The following is a 15293-nucleotide window of genomic DNA, read 5'->3' on the forward strand; positions in this document are numbered from 1 at the left end:
CTAGATTTTGCCCAATATTAATCACTCTCAGCCGTTGTTATCACCCTGCAGTTTTCCGTCAAGCGTCGCAGCCAGTTCACAAAATCGTCAATACAGCTGTAAACAACAGGAATGACCAGCAGGCTCAACAGCGTCGACGTGATCAACCCGCCAATGACCACTAAGGCCATGGGGGCCCGAAAGCTGGGATCGCCAGCCCATCCTAGGGCGATCGGCATCATGCCCGCCCCCATGGCAATGGTGGTCATCACGATGGGCCGGACACGTTTTTTGCAGGCATCAATAATGGCGTCCACGCGTTCCAACCCATGCACCCGACGGGCAATAATGATGTAGTCCACCAGCAGGATTGAGTTCTTGGTGGCGATGCCCATCAGCATGATCAATCCGATCATGGCAGGCAGCGACACGGGCGTCTGCGTGAGGAACAGCGCCAGGAAAGCCCCAGGTACGGAGAGCACCAGCGCCACCAGAATAGTGACCGGTTGCATGAAATCCTTGAGCAGCAGCACCAACAACATATAGATACACAGCACGCCGGTCAGCATGGCAATTCCGAAGCTTGAGGCAAGCTCCTCCATTTCCTCTGCATCGCCTTCTGCTTTCTGAAACACGCCGCGCGGCAACTGACGTAAACTGGGCAGTGCCTGCACGGCCTGTTCGATTTCTCCCAAAGGCTGCCCTTGCAGGCTCACCTCGAAATTGACGTTGCGCAGACGATCATGCCGGGTGATTTCCGAAGGACCGCTGCTCCACTCAACGTTAGCCACGCTCTCCAGCGGCACTGGCCCGTTCGCACCAGGCACTGGTAGCCGTTTAAGGGTCGCCATATCCTCCCGAGCGGCATCCGCCAGCCGAACCATCACCGGCACCTGACGCGAGCTGAAGTTCAACTTAGGAAGGTCCTCGGCGTTATCGCCCACGGTCGCGATGCGCAGCGTATCGGCGATGGTCTGAGCCGAGACCCCAAGGTCGGCGGCGCGGGCAAAATCAGGGCGTACAATGAGTTCAGGCCTGACCAGGCTGGCCGTCGAACTCACCGCGCCGATGCCGGGAATGGCGCGCATCTCCCGCTCGACTTGGCGGGCATGCAGTTCAAGCACTCGGCTATCCTCACCGGCGAGCACCAACTCATAGCCATCCCCCTCGTCGCCTACGCGAGTTCGCACGCCGGGAAGCGTGGCGAGTGCAATGCGTAACTGCTGCTCTATGTCTTGCTGCGTAACGCCCGCGCGGGTTGCGCGATCCGCCAAACCAACGGTCAGTTCCACCGAGGTCACATCAGAGTCACTGCTGCCGGAGTCCTCACCGACGGCCGCGAAGACGCTGACTACATGCTGTTGCGTCTCCAGTCGTGAGCGTGCCTGCTCGGCAAGCGCCTCCGCTTCAGACAAGGTGCTACCGGGCGGCAAGGTGAGCGTCGCCTGCGTCTGGGAATTATCATCGGGGGGTATGAAGGTCCCCGGCAGGGTCGAGGCCAGCCAGATACCTCCTGCAAAGCAGGCCGCCGCCGCGAGGAGCGTTGTCTTACGGTGGCGCAGGCACCCGTTAGCAACGATCCAGTAGTAGTTAATCCACGTTGGATCGCGCGAGGGATGTTGGGGTTTGCGCAGCAGATACGCAGCCAGCATGGGCGTGAGAAGACGCGCCACCAGCAGCGAAAACAGCACCGCTACCGAGGCCGTCCAACCGAACTGAACGAAGAATTGCCCGACGGTGCCACTCATAAAGGCCGTGGGCAGAAAAACGGCAATCAATGTAAAGGTGGTGGCGACAACGGCCAGGCCAATTTCCGCCGCCGCGTCCATGGCGGCCCGGCGCGGGGGCTTGCCCATCAGCAGGTGCCGTTCGATATTCTCAATCTCGACAATGGCATCGTCCACCAGCACCCCGATCACCAGCGAGAGCGCCAGCAACGTCACCACATTGAGCGAGAAGCCCACCAGGTGCATGAAAGCGAAGGTGGGGGTGATCGACAGCGGAAGCGTGACCGCCGCTATCAGTGTGGCCCGCCAATTGCGTAGAAAGCAGAACACCACCAGCACCGCCAGCGCCATGCCCTCGAATAGCATGTGCATGGAGCCCTGGTAGTTCTCCAGCACCGGCCCAACAAAATTGAAGGCTTCTTCGACCTCGACATGGGGATATTGCGCCTGCAAGTCGGCAACAGCAGCCTGCACCCCCTCGGCCACATCTACCTCGCCGTACCCCTCGGCACGGGTCATCTCGACGCCGACGACGGGCGCGCCATCAAGCAATGCCATCGAGCGCCGCTCGGCCACGGTATCGGTAACCGTCGCCACCTCATCAAGGCGAATACGCCGACCGTCGCTGAGTGCCAGCTCCATCGTCGCAAGCTCAGCTGCGGATTCAGCGTTGGCGATGATGCGCACGGCCTGTTCGGCTCCGCCGACATCCACGCGCCCACCGGGCGCCTCCAACTGCGCCTGGCGCAGCTGGTGTGAGATATCCAACGCTGTCGTGTTCATCGCCAGCAGGCGGTTCGGATCCAATGCCACGCGGACTTCGCGATCGACCCCGCCGATACGCCGAACCGAGCCAACGCCTGGCACCGACAAGACGGCCTTGGTCATTTTGTCATCGACGAACCAGGAGAGTGCCTCATCGTCTAGATCGGAGGAGCTCACCGCGTAGCGTACAATCGGCTCACTGAAAAACTCACCCTTCCGAATCACTGGATCACGCAGGTCGGCGGGTAGATCTGAGCGGATGCGAGCAACAGCGTCGCGCACATCCTCCAGAGCCTCTTGCAAGGACTTTTCCAGTCTGAATTCAATAGCAATGTCGGCATTGCCATCCGTCAGCGTTGTAGAGATGTTTTTGACGCCGGAGACGGTAGCGATGGAGTCCTCGATCTTGCGGGCAACCTCGCTCTCCATTAAGGCGGGAGCCGCCCCCGGCAACGAGGCGGATACCTCTACGAGGGGCAGCTGTACATCCGGCAAGTCCTGAATAAACAAGCCTCGGAAGGAGATTAGCCCCCAGAAGGTCAATAGGATGAAGAGCAGAACAACCGGAATAGGATTGCGAATCGCCCAGGATGAGGTATTGAGCGTCATACCCCCTCCTCGGCGTCGGTCTCAACCACCCGCACCTGATCACCGTTGCCAAGAAAAGCACCGCCCGAGGCGACCACCAAGGCGCCAGGTTCAAGGCCGGAGAGAATTTCAATGCGATCCCCCGAGTGCTGGCCCAGGGAAACTTTAAGCTCCGTTATTTGGCCAGCATCGCTGACGCGATGGACGTAGCCAAAGCCATCGCGTAGCTGCACCGCGGCACGGGGAAGCGTCATCACTTGGCGGCTGCCCAGTTCAAATTCACCCCGTGCAAACATTCCCGCCCGGGCAACGTCGCTTAACGGTAGGTCGACATAAACCAGACCATTGCGTGTAGCGGTGTCCACTAGCGGCGCGATGGTGCGCAAGCGCCCTTCGAGGTCGTAGCCGCCAGGCAGGCTTATCCTGGCAGTCTGGCCGGGTCGCAGCTTATTCAGATCGGACGCGGCGACCTCGGCCCGCCACTCCAGCCGACCGTGGCGCGTCAATCGGAACAGCTCCTGACCGGCGCCTGTAACAGCGCCAACAGTGGCCGTGCGGGAGGTAATCAAACCGTCGTCTGGGGCGGCAACCTGCGTCTGAGCCAAGCGTAGCGCTTGGGCTTCATTCTGCGCTTGCGCAACGTTGAGCCTCGCCCTGGCGGTGAGCTCGGCGGTTTCGTATTGCTGAATCTGCTGTTCTGAAAGCGACCCGGTGGTTTTCAAACCCCGGGCACGTTGGGCGTTAGCCGTTGCCTCCGCAAGCGTTGCTTCGGCTTCCGCCACGGCGGCGCGGCTTCTAGCCAGCTCCGCGCGCACGGTCGTGTCGTTATAAACGGCCAGCACCTGCCCTTCCGTGACCTCATCACCCACGTCTGCCTTGACGTCGACCAGCCGCAGGCCACCGATTTCGGTACCGATAATGATCTCCTGCCACGCAGCAATATCACCATTGGCCGCAATCGTCGTTGGAAGCGTCTGAGGTTCTAATGTCGTCACGTTGACTGATAGTGAGGGCTGCGCCGTCGGTTCGGCGACGGCATCACTTTCCGACGACACCGCCTGCATACATGCCAGCGCGGCAGCGCTAGCAATCACGACAATCATAATGCCGAAACAACTTTTTCGTTTTGGAAATGGCATAATCCAGGCCTGCTTCAAAGGGTTCAATTCATTGATGAAAAAGAAAATCCAAGAATTTCAGTTGAACCACTATCGGTCTGCCTTCCTTTCTCATTTCTTACTGACGTCACGTTTTAAATAAATCCGGCACCAGTAAGAAACGCGTAAGATAGCGCTCCTGATGATGGCACTTTCAAACCACTCTCACTTTCAAACCATGCTAGGAGTGCCACCATGAGTTATCATCAGTCGCTATTACTGAACGGCCGCCTCATCACTATAAGATTGGCGACAGCCGCATGTATCGGTGGTCTTGTTATTGTCTCTCCGTTGGCGTTCGCCGACGAAGAGGACTCAGACGAAACCACTTGGGGATTGGGCGTAGGCGCAATAAGCGAACAGGATCCCTATGCCGGTATCGACAGGAAAAACACCCCATTTCCCTTGTTCCTGATCGAAAACCGGTACATTAGTGTCTTCGGACCGGAAATCGAATTTAAACTGCCGAGTCTTGTCATCAACGACTCACAACAGCTCAATTTCGGCATCGTCGCCCAGTACGATGAGAGCGGCTACGAGCCAGGCGATGCCCCGATTCTCAACGGCATGCGTGAGCGCAAGGGCGGATTTTGGGCGGGGGCCAAAATGGAATGGGAGACCGACTTCGTTGATGTTAGTGCCGAATGGCTCACCGACGTCTCCGGCAACAGCGACGGACATCGCTTCGATCTTGGCCTGGAGAGAACGTGGGAATTCGGCGAACATATAATGGTAACCCCACACGTGGGGGCGTCCTGGCAGGACGACAAGAACGTCGATTACTACTTCGGCGTTCGCGATAATGAGGTTCGCTTCGATCGCCCCGCCTATAAGGGAGAGTCGGCTACCAATATCGAGGCGGGGGTGCGCGGCGTGTACCAGTTTGACCAGCATCACTCTGTGCTGTTAGGCGTTGAGGTCACGAGCCTGGCGAACGAAATCAAAGATAGCCCACTGGTGGATCGTTCGACCCAAAACGCCGTGTTAGTTGGCTATCTTTATACATTCTGATGAGCCGCATACTGCTGATCGAGGATCATGACCGGCTAGCCCACTTGATGTGCAAAGGGCTGGTGGACGCCGGTATCGGCGTTGATGTGGTCGACCGCATCGATTCGGCTTGGGCTGCCGTTCAGCAGATGCCCTACCAGGCACTGGTACTCGATCGTGGCTTGCCGGATGGCGATGGGCTGCTATTGCTCAAGAAGTTGCGCAACGCAGGCCTTAGCGTGCCCTGCCTGGTGTTAACGGCTCGCGATGCGCTGCATGACAGGCTAGAAGGCCTCGAAGCCGGTGCCGACGACTACCTCCCCAAGCCGTTTGCCATGGATGAGATGGTGGCACGTGTCCGTGCCTTGCTACGCCGCCCTGCGGAATTCCATTCAATCGACCCCATTCACGGCGACCTGAGGCTGCATACGGAAAGCGGCGTTCTGTTTAGCGGCGACAAGAGCATTACCCTCGCCCCGGCGGAGCTGCACATCATGCAGTTGCTGTTATATAAGCACGATGAGGTAGTTCGCCGCAGCGCGCTGGAAGCAGCGGCCTGGGGGCTAAGCGAGGCGGTGACACCGAACGCCTTGGATGTCGCCCTGCACCGTTTACGCCGCAAGCTGCTTGCCATCGGTTCGCGCCAGCGGATCGCCAACGTGAGAGGGATGGGATATGCGCTTCGTCAAGCGGATGACGCTCAATAGCCTGAGGCTGAAGGTGCTGCTGGCCTATTTGGCAGGTATGGTGCTGAGTATCACACTGCTGGTAATTGCCGCAGCAGTGGTGCTTCAGAGCGATCTACTGCCTCGTATGGATATGGCCGACGCGGCCGATGGGCTGGTGGACAATGTCGAGTTCGACAGCCGTGGCCGGCCCGTTGGTTTCGACGCCAGCATGGACGACCGCGCTTGGCTATACGAAGGCCCACAACCCGAAACGGCGTACCGTATTCTGGATGATGCCGGGAACGTGGCGGTGGCCTCGAGTGCCAGAGAAGCTTTCTGGCCAGCCGACGGCGAGGTTCTGCGTTTGGCGCGGGGCACCTTTTCCTTTGAGTATGACGACAGAACTTTCTACGGTGCCACGGAGCCCTTTGAGCATGGTGAAAGAACGTGGTATCTGCAGTTCGTCGCCAGTTCAAGATTCGTTGATGTCCTCTATCTCGTCGCCTTTCCACTGGTGGCAGCGGGCGTACTGGTGTTTGGCTTTGTCATGTTCGTTGCCTTCGGTCTATGCGCCTACATTACCTTGCGCTTAACCCTCAAGCCGCTGCGCGATGTTTCCAAATCGGCGGCGGCTATCTCGCCGCGCTCTATAGACGCCCGTCTCGATACGGACGCCGTGCCTGTGGAAATTGCCCCGCTGGTACATAGCTTCAATCACGCTCTGGAACGCCTTGGGCGGGGTTATCGCCTGCAGCAGGAGTTTCTCGGCCACGCGGCCCACGAGTTAAAAACGCCCCTGGCGCTGATCCGCGGGCAGGTTGAGTTGCTCGAGGAAGGGCGAAATGACCGCAAGGAACTATTGAGCGATGTCGAGTACATGACCCGCCAGGTGCAACAACTGCTACTTCTGGCCGAAGCGAGCGAGGCGCACAACTACCAGTTTAGCGTTGTTCGAATGCACGACATCGCCCACGAAGCTTCCATCTACTTGCAACGCATGGCGGAGTCCGCCGACGTGCATTTAACGGTGCTTGCCGCGGATCAAGGGGTGACATGGAAGGCTGATCACGGGGCATGCTTCACTCTGCTCAAGAACTTGCTGGAGAACGCCATCCAGCATGCCCCCGCGCAGACTCTCGTCAGCATGGAAATCCAGAGCAATACGATAACCGTGCGTGACCGAGGGTCTGGCGTCGAGCCTGAACAGCTGTCTCTGCTGTTCTCTCGTTTCTGGCGAGGTGCACATCGACGCGACCATGGTGCTGGTTTGGGGCTGGCCATCTGCCAGGAAATCGCCATGGCACACGGCTGGGTGCTTTCGGCTCACAACGCCCATCCCGGGTTGATCATGACGCTACGCAAAGAAGCCTAGGGTTAATCCCTGCAAACAGCGCCCTACATCACTTATCAACGAGGTGGTCATGCAAATTTTAAGACGCAAGCCCCTAAATCCGCCCAACCTGCCCGATACCTTGATCGAAGGTCACAGCCAAGCCGTATTAGTTCAGGGAGGCTCCCGGGTACTGATGTCCAGCCAGGTAGGGGTCGATGCCGAAGGCCATTTAGCGGGCCCTGAACTTCCCGAGCAGACCGAAGCAGCGCTGAACAATATCGAACGATTGCTATCAAGCCTCGGCGGCGATCTCTTGCGGGTGGTGATGTTGAGAATCTACTTAGCCGAATCCGCTCGCTACGACCAGCAAGTGGTAATGGAGGCGCTGAAGCATCGTTTCCCCACCGCCCCGCCGGCGGCTACTTGGTTGATTGTGTACGGCCTTGCCGAACCGGAATGGTTAATCGCTATCGAGGCCGAGGCAGTGCTGCCGGGGTTTGCTTTAAACAGCTAAATGACCGTAACCGTCGAAATAATAACGCTGCTCGTTAAACACCGCACCGCCCGGTTGCCCGATCATTCTAAATAAGGGGGAGCACATTTGTGGCTCTCTGTCAGAGGCAAGCACCTACAGAGAGGGTTTCATGATTAGCCGCCTGAACGTTCTACTTTTCACACTTTTCTTGCTGGCTTCCTGCGCCGTGCCACCGGATTCGCAGGGTTTTCAACCCTCAGAAAACCTGCCTCGCTATGATCAGGAGAGTTTCGATCAATATGTGCGCGAAACACGTGCATGGATTGCGGATAACCGCGCTTTCATCAGTGACGACCGCGACCTTGAAATACAGCTCAATACGCCGTTCGAACTCCGCCCTGATAAACCGGCCAAACGCGGTATCCTGTTAGTGCATGGACTGGGCGCAAGCCCGTGGTATTTCATCGATATCGCCACCGCCATGGCGAATGACGGCTGGCTGGTTCGCTCCATCCTTCTGCCTGGCCACGGCACACGCCCAGCCGATCTGATGCTGCCTGATAATGATGATTGGGAAAAAATCATTGCCCATCACGCGGAACTGCTAGCAGCCGAGGTCGATGAGCTTTGGCTTGGCGGTTTCTCAACCGGCGGCAACCTGGTCACCTCCCATGCGTTCACAGACGACAATGTCGATGGCCTGCTGCTGTTTTCTCCTGGATTTTACCCCGATACCCACTATCTATTTCTCGCCCCGACCATTGCCTATTTATGGGACTGGCTCGATATCGATGATGAAGACAATATCGTCACTTACCAATCATTTCCTGCGCGAGGGGCCTCGCTCTATTATCACTCGGTCAGTACCGTGCAAAAAAATCTCAAAACCTCACACTTTAATAAACCTGTCCTGATGACGATGAGTCAACATGATAGTGTCCTTGACCCCAACGCGACGCTCATTGCCTTTCAAAACCGCTTTCCCAACCAACAATCGCGCTTCATCTGGTACGGCGATCCACCACAGCACCTTGACGACCCCCGCGTCACCGCCTTTACCAGCCACCTTCCCGACCGGCGAATCAGCAACTTTTCCCACATGAATGTGCTGTTTGCGCCCGAGAATACCTATTACGGTCAAGCGGGTAGCTACCTCATGCTGGAAAACGGCCAGGATGGCCTCGCGCCGCCCGACGACCCGGATGCCCTGTGGTTCGGCGCATGGGGGCAGAGCGACGCGGAAAAATACCACGCTCGACTGACCTGGAATCCCTATTTTTACGACCTCCTCGATGGTATTCGCGAGGTAACAGGAGACTAATCGACGTCCCTCCCCGACTGAGTTTTTCGGGACTCATGGAGAATAGGTGCAATAAGATGGTTATATCTATATTTTCACTATCCAAGTGTTTTCTTGTAACGCTATGCATGGAAGAGAAAACGTTATTCACAAATGCTTGGCTATCAGAAACTCCTGGAACTTTAAGTCATTCACAGTGCTTTGCTTTACGCATCACAATAACTTTAACTGCCTTTTTAGCGTTACCCATGACACTTCTTGATGCAGGATCAATTGAAAACATCATTGCCGTCTTTAGCGTTGAAGCTAGCACTACAGCCTTAATCTTTTCCAAAGTAAAATCAAAAAGCACTACAGCTTGGCTACTGAGTGATATTGAGGATGAGATACTAGAGTGCACCAATACAATAGGAGTGGCAGGCGTAGGGACTCTTTTAGTTATATTTTTGTTGGCCTAATCCACTTCTTAATTGCTGTGCTGAATATCAAATGACGAATTAATCATTAATAACGACTTGGCCGCAGAATCTGAGAAAAGCAGCCCCTCGAATATACTTGCTGGAAGAGACAGGTAGCAGCACAGTGTCACTCGCAAGCCGGAGGAAACTCACTCGGTAAGTCAAAGACAGTCTCTTTTCTTTCAATGTGCCGCTCCCCCCCCCCGACCGCCAATCATCATTCGCCTGAAACCACTGCTTAGCATTAGATGAGTTTGGTCTCGACCATTCGCAATAGAACTCTCCTCCGGTGGATAAGTAGCTGTGTGGCTTCAGCAACATTTACCGCGCTTTAGTTGTCTTGATGCACCTTGCTACAAAATACCCAATTCTTGACACACTGTGGGCATAACCATGGCTTACTTTTCATTTCCAGCGAAAAGTTTTGATAGCCCGGCTCGGTAAGCAGAGATAATCACATATAGAGAGCAGCGAAGTATTAATAGTAGGCAGGGTCTTGGTAACAATCGATAGCCTTCGCAGATGCTGCCGTCTTCGATCCTTTGGAAGAGTTTAGAAAAGCTATGGAACTTAGAAACCTTTCCGATACATTTTTATTCTTCAAGGCTTGGCTCTTTAACCCACTGAGTATTGGTGCGCTCATGCCTTCTGGTCGAGCGCTGGCCAACCTTATCACCTCGGAAATATCTACGGATACGGGTCTGATCATCGAGCTTGGGCCGGGGACGGGTGTCTTTACACACGCACTCATTGAGCGTGGTATCGACCAGAAAAACATAGCATTAATCGAGAATGACGCGGCATTCGTTACCAAGCTACAGCATCGCTTCGGGCATGCTCACACATTTTGTATTGATGCTTCACGGCTACACGAAGTTGAGTTTTTCGACGGGGCACATGCCGGTGCTGTCGTCAGTGGGTTGCCCATGCTGTCAATGTCTCCACGCAAGATGATCGCCATTCTGGACGGTGCTTTTGCCAAAATGCGGCCCGAAGGATCTTTCTATCAGTTCACTTATGGCCCCCGTTGCCCGATCCCACGAACGCTGCTCGATCGTCTTGGGCTGAAAGCAATGCGTGTCGGTCGCATACTCGTAAACGTCCCTCCCGCTACCGTCTACCGCATCGTTCGACGTAAGCCTCGTCCTGCCGCTAGCGGTGAGCGCATCAGCGTGCGATGACGGAGTGTCATCTGCACTACTCCATTCACAGTAATCGGAACCCACTGATGGCTTTTCTCCTAGCAGAGGATGGCCGGAGAGGATGACAATGACCATCAAATTCTGGCTTTCTGGATTCGCCTGTTTTCTGCTGACCGCCTGTGGCACCCCTGCTGACGATAATATAAGTGACAATGAGCGTGCTGCCGTACCTGTCTCAGCGGTACCAGCGGAACTGGCGACGTTAGGCGAGCAGTTGTCGCTTACGGGCACCCTAACCGCTGAGCGCCAGACACGTCTCTCCCCTCGCGCGGACGGACTCGTGGCACGCGTGCATGTTGAAGCGGGTGATCATGTTGAGACCGGACAGCTACTCCTCGAACTCGACCCGGCCCTTGCACAACAGGCGCTCACGCGTGCTCGCGCTCAGGAGGAAGAGGCAAACGCCTCGGTGCGAGAGGCTGAACGCTTGGTAAATGAGGCACAGCGGCTCGCTGAACGTCAGGCCATCCCCGCAACAGAGGTCGCATCGCGTGTTGCCGCGCTAAATCTAGCACGGGCATCGGCAGCCTCCGCTCAAGCAGCCACACGAGAGCAGGAAGAACTGGTTGAACGGCACAGTTTGCCAGCCCCCTTCCCAGGCGTCGTCGCCGAAAAACTCACCGAAGTTGGCGAATGGGTGCAACGGGGAACGCCGGTGTTATCGTTAGTCACGATTGATCGTATACGTCTGGATGTGCAAGTGCCCCAAGAGCGATTTGGGCAGCTAGATGAGCAGGCACAAGCGCAAGTATATGCCGATACGCTGGATGACACCCCATTGCCAGCGCAGATCATTGCACGGGTTCCCGTCACCGACCCCGAGGCGAGAACCTTTCTACTTCGCCTACTGGTAAACGATCCACAGGGTCGATTACTTCCTGGCACCTCCGCCCGAGCAGAAATTTCTTTACCCCCGCAAGCAACCGATACGTTGGCCATCAGTCGCGATGCGTTGCTGCGCCAACCGGATGGTAGTCACAGCGTCTACATCGTCGATAACACAGACGATGAACGCATCGCCCGCCGGCGCCAGGTGCAAATTCTGTATGAACAGGGCGGTCAGGTCGCCGTTGCAGGCGACACCCTGCGCCAGGGCGATCCGGTCGTCACCCGAGGCAACGAGGCCTTGACCGACGGTCAGTCCGTAGAAGTGGTGGAGCGTTAACACATGGATTTCGGACGCGTTATTCACCACAGCACCCTGATTGCCGTCGCGGTTCTGATCCTGTGCTTGCTGGGGATCACTGCTGCACTGCGGGTACCGGTTCAGATGATTCCCGACCTGGAAGTACGCACCATCAGCGTGGAGACAAGCTGGCCTGGGGCGTCTCCCCGTGACGTGGAGCAAGAGATCCTTATCGAGCAGGAACAATACCTCCGCACCTTGCCCAATCTCCAACGAATGGTTTCCACCGCCAGCATCGGCCAAGCCAGTATTGAGCTGGAGTTTCCCTTCGGCGTCGACATTAATGAAGCGCTGATACGCACCAACAACGCGCTTAGCCAAGTATCCAGCTACCCTGAAAATGTCGATGCCCCCGCCCTGACGACAGTCTCTTCCTCAGACGAACCTTTCATGTATTTCCGCATCGGGCCACATGCAGAGAGTGGGGAAAATCTCGATCTGGCGATGATGCGCAACTTTCTGGAGGATGAGGTGCGCCCCCGTATGGAGCGCGTCAATGGTGTTTCGCTCGTGGAAATATGGGGCGCGGAAGCACGACAGGTGCGGGTAGAAATCGATCCGTACCGTTTGGCCGAACGCGGGCTCGACATGACCGATGTTCGCAATGCACTACAGACCCGTAACGTCGACAGTTCAGCGGGCGACCTGGACAGTGGAAAGCGCAGTGTGATGGCACGCACGATCGGCCGCTTCCACGAGCCCGCCGATATGGGCGAGTTGATCATTGCCGAGCGCCAGGGCGCCTTGATGCGGCTCTCCGAACTGGCCAATATCCGGCTCAGTCACCATGAAATGCGTACCCAGGCATTCTATAACGGCCTACCTTCACTGATCCTGGCGGTGCGCCGCGAAACGGGATCGAATGTCGTCCAGACCAAGTATGCCGTACTGCCGGAAGTCGAGGCGATCAGCGACGAGATTCTGGTGCCGCTGGGTCTTGAAATGACGCTGATCAACGAAGATGCGCGCTACGTTGAAGACTCGGTCGCCAACGTCTGGAATAACCTTTTACTCGGGACACTGCTGGCAACACTGATAATGTTTGCCTTCCTGCGTTCGGCGCGCAGCACCTTTGTCGGGGTGATTGCCATACCGGTCTGTACGATCGCCGCCTTTATCGGCCTGTTACTCGCAGGCCGGACGCTGAACGTTATCTCATTGGCCGGCGTAGCGTTTGCCATCGGCATGACGCTCGACAACACCATCGTCGTCCTCGAAAGCATCGATCAAGCACGACGACGCGGCCTAAAACCCTTCGATGCTGCAGTGGCGGGTGTGCGCCGGGTCTGGACGGCGGTCATGGCGAGCACGCTTACGTCAGTCCTGGTATTTGCCCCCACACTGTTCATTCAGGAGGAAGCCGGACAGCTCTATTCGGATATCGCGATTGCGATTTCCTCTTCTATTCTTGCGTCGATGGCCGTTGCGGTGACCGTGCTACCGGCGATGGCGGCGCGGCTGCTACCGGCAATACAGCCAGATGTTACCGTCAAGGACGGCGCCTTTGACCACATCGGCCGCTGGATCACCCGCGCCTATAGCCGTCCGATGCGGCGAACGATGATTCTACTCGGCATGCTTGGCTTGTCGGCATGGGTCGTGGTGTGGCTAACCCCTCCGGCGGAGTACTTGCCGGAAGGCGAAGAGGCGCGCATCTTCTCTAACATGATCGCGCCGCCGGGCTACAACCTGACGGAGATGGAATCCATCGCGCAGGAGCTAATCCCGGAGCTGCAGCAGCGTCTTGATGACGAACCGGCACGCTTCCACCGTGGCGAAACGAATATGCCCGCACTGCGCTTCTTCGCCATGTTCGTCGATGCCCAGGGCATTCGTGTCATTACCGATCCGAAAGATCCAACCGATCTGGAAGCATTAATGGGCGCCCTCGAGGCACGCTTTACGGCCTGGCCGGGCATGCGCGCATTCGCCTCACGGGGCTCCATCATCTCCACCAACGATGGCGGTACGCGCAGTATCAACATGGACATTTCCGGCTCTGATCTTGCCGAGATCTATCAGGTTGCGAGCCTTGCCTATGCCCGCGCAGGAGCACTGTTCGACGACGCGCAGATTGGTTCCGAACCCAGCTCACTCAGCCTGGATCAGTTATTGCTGGAGATCCAGCCTCGGTGGGAGCGTCTGGTGGAAGTCGGGCTCGACGCTGAGCGCTTTGGCTATTCCGTGGCGGCGCTAAGCGATGGTGCGTTTGCCGACCAAATGATCCTGGATGACCGTCGGGTCGACATCTACCTATTCAGCAGCGCGGGTAGCGATCAGCGGGCAGAGCGCCTGGGTGACCTGCCCATTGCCACACCTTCTGGCGACGTGCTGCCACTTTCTGCATTGGCCGATTTGAACGAGTCCGTCGATACGGACAGCATTCGACGGCTGGACGGGCGCCGCACGGTGACGCTGAATATCGTGCCGCCGCGCTCGGTGGCGCTGGAAACGGGCGTCGAACGCGTGCAAAACGAGCTGATCGGGGCCATGCGCAGTGACGGTGAGATCCCGCACGGCGTCTCGATAGATATCACCGGTGCCAGCGACCAGTTGCAAGCCACCCGCGAAGCAGTCTCGGGTAATTTCATGATCGCGGTGCTGTTGTGCTATCTGATGCTCGTGGCGATTTTCCGCCACTGGGGGCGGCCGTTATTCGTCATGGCCACGATTCCTTTGGGGCTCGCGGGTGGGATTCTTGGGCTGGCGATACTCAACGGCGTAGGCGCTCCGTTTGGCATCCACCAGCCTTTCGATATGATCACACTCCTAGGTTTCCTGGTATTGCTCGGCTCCGTCGTCAACAATCCGATCCTGATCGTTCAGGAAACCTACAAGCGGCTGGAAGAAGGCGCGGAATCCATCGTCGCGGCAGTCGACGATGCGGTCAATATCCGTCTGCGCGCGATCCTGATGTCCAGCCTGACCACCATCTTCGGTATCGCTCCTCTGGTACTGATTCCCGGGGCGGGCACAGAACTCTACCGTGGCCTGGGCGCCATCGTGATGTTCGGCATCGCGTTTTCCACGGTCATCACCCTGACGTTCCTGCCCAGTTTGATGGTAGCCGCCATAAGCGGGTACCGGCATATTGCCGGATGGGTATCATCGCGCAGGGCTCAACGCTCAACACCATGAAAGGCGCGGGGCTGGACAAAGCAACACTTCACCTAATGGGGTAAATGTTGTGCTTGGCTATTGAGACTGCAGCCCTAGGAGGTAGCGTAAAATCTCAACCTTACTGAATCAAATGGAAGCCTGAAAATAAACGGGCGGGCCTAAAATTACTAGGCCCGCCCGGCATTACTGTCTATATCAAGATCAGTAGTTCGCTTTAAGGTTTATAACCAGCGTGTCAGATAATGGAAAACCCCTTTCGCTTGTTGCGAAAACATTTACTCGAGCTAAGCAATCTCTTTATCTTCATCGGAACCTCTCTCAACGGATGTTTCACCTGAGAAAAGT

At 56.8% G+C, this 15293-nt stretch carries 11 protein-coding genes; 9 read left to right on the plus strand and 2 right to left on the minus strand.

The annotated features are described in order from the left end of the window. Positions 1–17: 17 nt before the first annotated feature. Together HZS52_RS23855 and HZS52_RS23860 are read right to left on the minus strand one after the other, a co-directional pair. Positions 18–3080 carry an efflux RND transporter permease subunit gene (locus HZS52_RS23855; RefSeq protein WP_190373879.1) on the minus strand — a complete coding sequence of 1021 codons (3063 nt, stop codon included), beginning with the start codon at positions 3078–3080 and terminating at the stop codon, positions 18–20. Then, positions 3077–4198: an efflux RND transporter periplasmic adaptor subunit gene (locus tag HZS52_RS23860; protein WP_223828014.1), complete on the minus strand. Its 1122-nt coding sequence runs from the start codon at positions 4196–4198 to the stop codon at positions 3077–3079. Before HZS52_RS23860 ends, HZS52_RS23855 begins: the two co-directional genes overlap by 4 nt. Positions 4199–4411: 213 nt before the next feature. Between HZS52_RS23860 and HZS52_RS23865 the strand changes: the two genes are divergently transcribed. The 9 genes from HZS52_RS23865 (at position 4412) to HZS52_RS23905 (ending at position 14966) form a co-directional block, all read left to right on the plus strand. After that, complete coding sequence (locus HZS52_RS23865; RefSeq protein ID WP_190373881.1) at positions 4412–5227, plus strand: MipA/OmpV family protein; 816 nt, start codon at positions 4412–4414, stop codon at positions 5225–5227. Next, positions 5227–5913 (plus strand): response regulator transcription factor, encoded by a 687-nt coding sequence (locus HZS52_RS23870; RefSeq protein ID WP_009286853.1) that lies wholly within the window; start codon positions 5227–5229, stop codon positions 5911–5913. The genes HZS52_RS23865 and HZS52_RS23870 overlap by 1 nt, the downstream gene beginning before the upstream one ends. Then, complete coding sequence (locus HZS52_RS23875) at positions 5882–7246, plus strand: ATP-binding protein (protein WP_190373882.1); 1365 nt, start codon at positions 5882–5884, stop codon at positions 7244–7246. Before HZS52_RS23870 ends, HZS52_RS23875 begins: the two co-directional genes overlap by 32 nt. A 49-nt stretch (positions 7247–7295) precedes the next feature. Then, positions 7296–7721: a Rid family hydrolase gene (locus HZS52_RS23880; protein ID WP_039858846.1), complete on the plus strand. Its 426-nt coding sequence runs from the start codon at positions 7296–7298 to the stop codon at positions 7719–7721. 130 nt (positions 7722–7851) lie between these two features. Beyond that, positions 7852–9003 carry an alpha/beta hydrolase gene (locus tag HZS52_RS23885; RefSeq protein WP_190373883.1) on the plus strand — a complete coding sequence of 384 codons (1152 nt, stop codon included), beginning with the start codon at positions 7852–7854 and terminating at the stop codon, positions 9001–9003. 107 nt (positions 9004–9110) lie between these two features. Further along, positions 9111–9440, plus strand: a complete 330-nt coding sequence (locus HZS52_RS23890) for a hypothetical protein (protein WP_190373884.1) — start codon at positions 9111–9113, stop codon at positions 9438–9440. Between the two features lie 641 nt (positions 9441–10081). Next, on the plus strand, positions 10082–10621 hold the full coding sequence (locus HZS52_RS23895; RefSeq protein WP_223828015.1) for a class I SAM-dependent methyltransferase: 540 nt from the start codon (positions 10082–10084) through the stop codon (positions 10619–10621). A gap of 88 nt (positions 10622–10709) precedes the next feature. After that, the gene (locus tag HZS52_RS23900; RefSeq protein ID WP_223828016.1) at positions 10710–11807 is read left to right on the plus strand and encodes an efflux RND transporter periplasmic adaptor subunit; all 1098 of its coding nucleotides are present in this window, start codon (positions 10710–10712) and stop codon (positions 11805–11807) included. A gap of 3 nt (positions 11808–11810) precedes the next feature. Further along, the gene (locus HZS52_RS23905; RefSeq protein WP_190373887.1) at positions 11811–14966 is read left to right on the plus strand and encodes an efflux RND transporter permease subunit; all 3156 of its coding nucleotides are present in this window, start codon (positions 11811–11813) and stop codon (positions 14964–14966) included. Positions 14967–15293: the final 327 nt, after the last annotated feature.

Source organism: Vreelandella titanicae, from assembly GCF_014697095.1.
Taxonomy (GTDB): domain Bacteria; phylum Pseudomonadota; class Gammaproteobacteria; order Pseudomonadales; family Halomonadaceae; genus Vreelandella; species Vreelandella titanicae.

What these genes read in the sequence shown, in the direction of transcription:
- HZS52_RS23855 (WP_190373879.1), bottom strand. Translation starts at nt 3,080, where the DNA reads ATGACGCTCAATACCTCATCCTGGGCGATTCGCAATCCTATTCCGGTT.
- HZS52_RS23860 (WP_223828014.1), bottom strand. Translation starts at nt 4,198, where the DNA reads ATGCCATTTCCAAAACGAAAAAGTTGTTTCGGCATTATGATTGTCGTG.
- HZS52_RS23865 (WP_190373881.1), top strand. Translation starts at nt 4,412, where the DNA reads ATGAGTTATCATCAGTCGCTATTACTGAACGGCCGCCTCATCACTATA.
- HZS52_RS23870 (WP_009286853.1), top strand. Translation starts at nt 5,227, where the DNA reads ATGAGCCGCATACTGCTGATCGAGGATCATGACCGGCTAGCCCACTTG.
- HZS52_RS23875 (WP_190373882.1), top strand. Translation starts at nt 5,882, where the DNA reads ATGCGCTTCGTCAAGCGGATGACGCTCAATAGCCTGAGGCTGAAGGTG.
- HZS52_RS23880 (WP_039858846.1), top strand. Translation starts at nt 7,296, where the DNA reads ATGCAAATTTTAAGACGCAAGCCCCTAAATCCGCCCAACCTGCCCGAT.
- HZS52_RS23885 (WP_190373883.1), top strand. Translation starts at nt 7,852, where the DNA reads ATGATTAGCCGCCTGAACGTTCTACTTTTCACACTTTTCTTGCTGGCT.
- HZS52_RS23890 (WP_190373884.1), top strand. Translation starts at nt 9,111, where the DNA reads ATGGAAGAGAAAACGTTATTCACAAATGCTTGGCTATCAGAAACTCCT.
- HZS52_RS23895 (WP_223828015.1), top strand. Translation starts at nt 10,082, where the DNA reads ATGCCTTCTGGTCGAGCGCTGGCCAACCTTATCACCTCGGAAATATCT.
- HZS52_RS23900 (WP_223828016.1), top strand. Translation starts at nt 10,710, where the DNA reads ATGACCATCAAATTCTGGCTTTCTGGATTCGCCTGTTTTCTGCTGACC.
- HZS52_RS23905 (WP_190373887.1), top strand. Translation starts at nt 11,811, where the DNA reads ATGGATTTCGGACGCGTTATTCACCACAGCACCCTGATTGCCGTCGCG.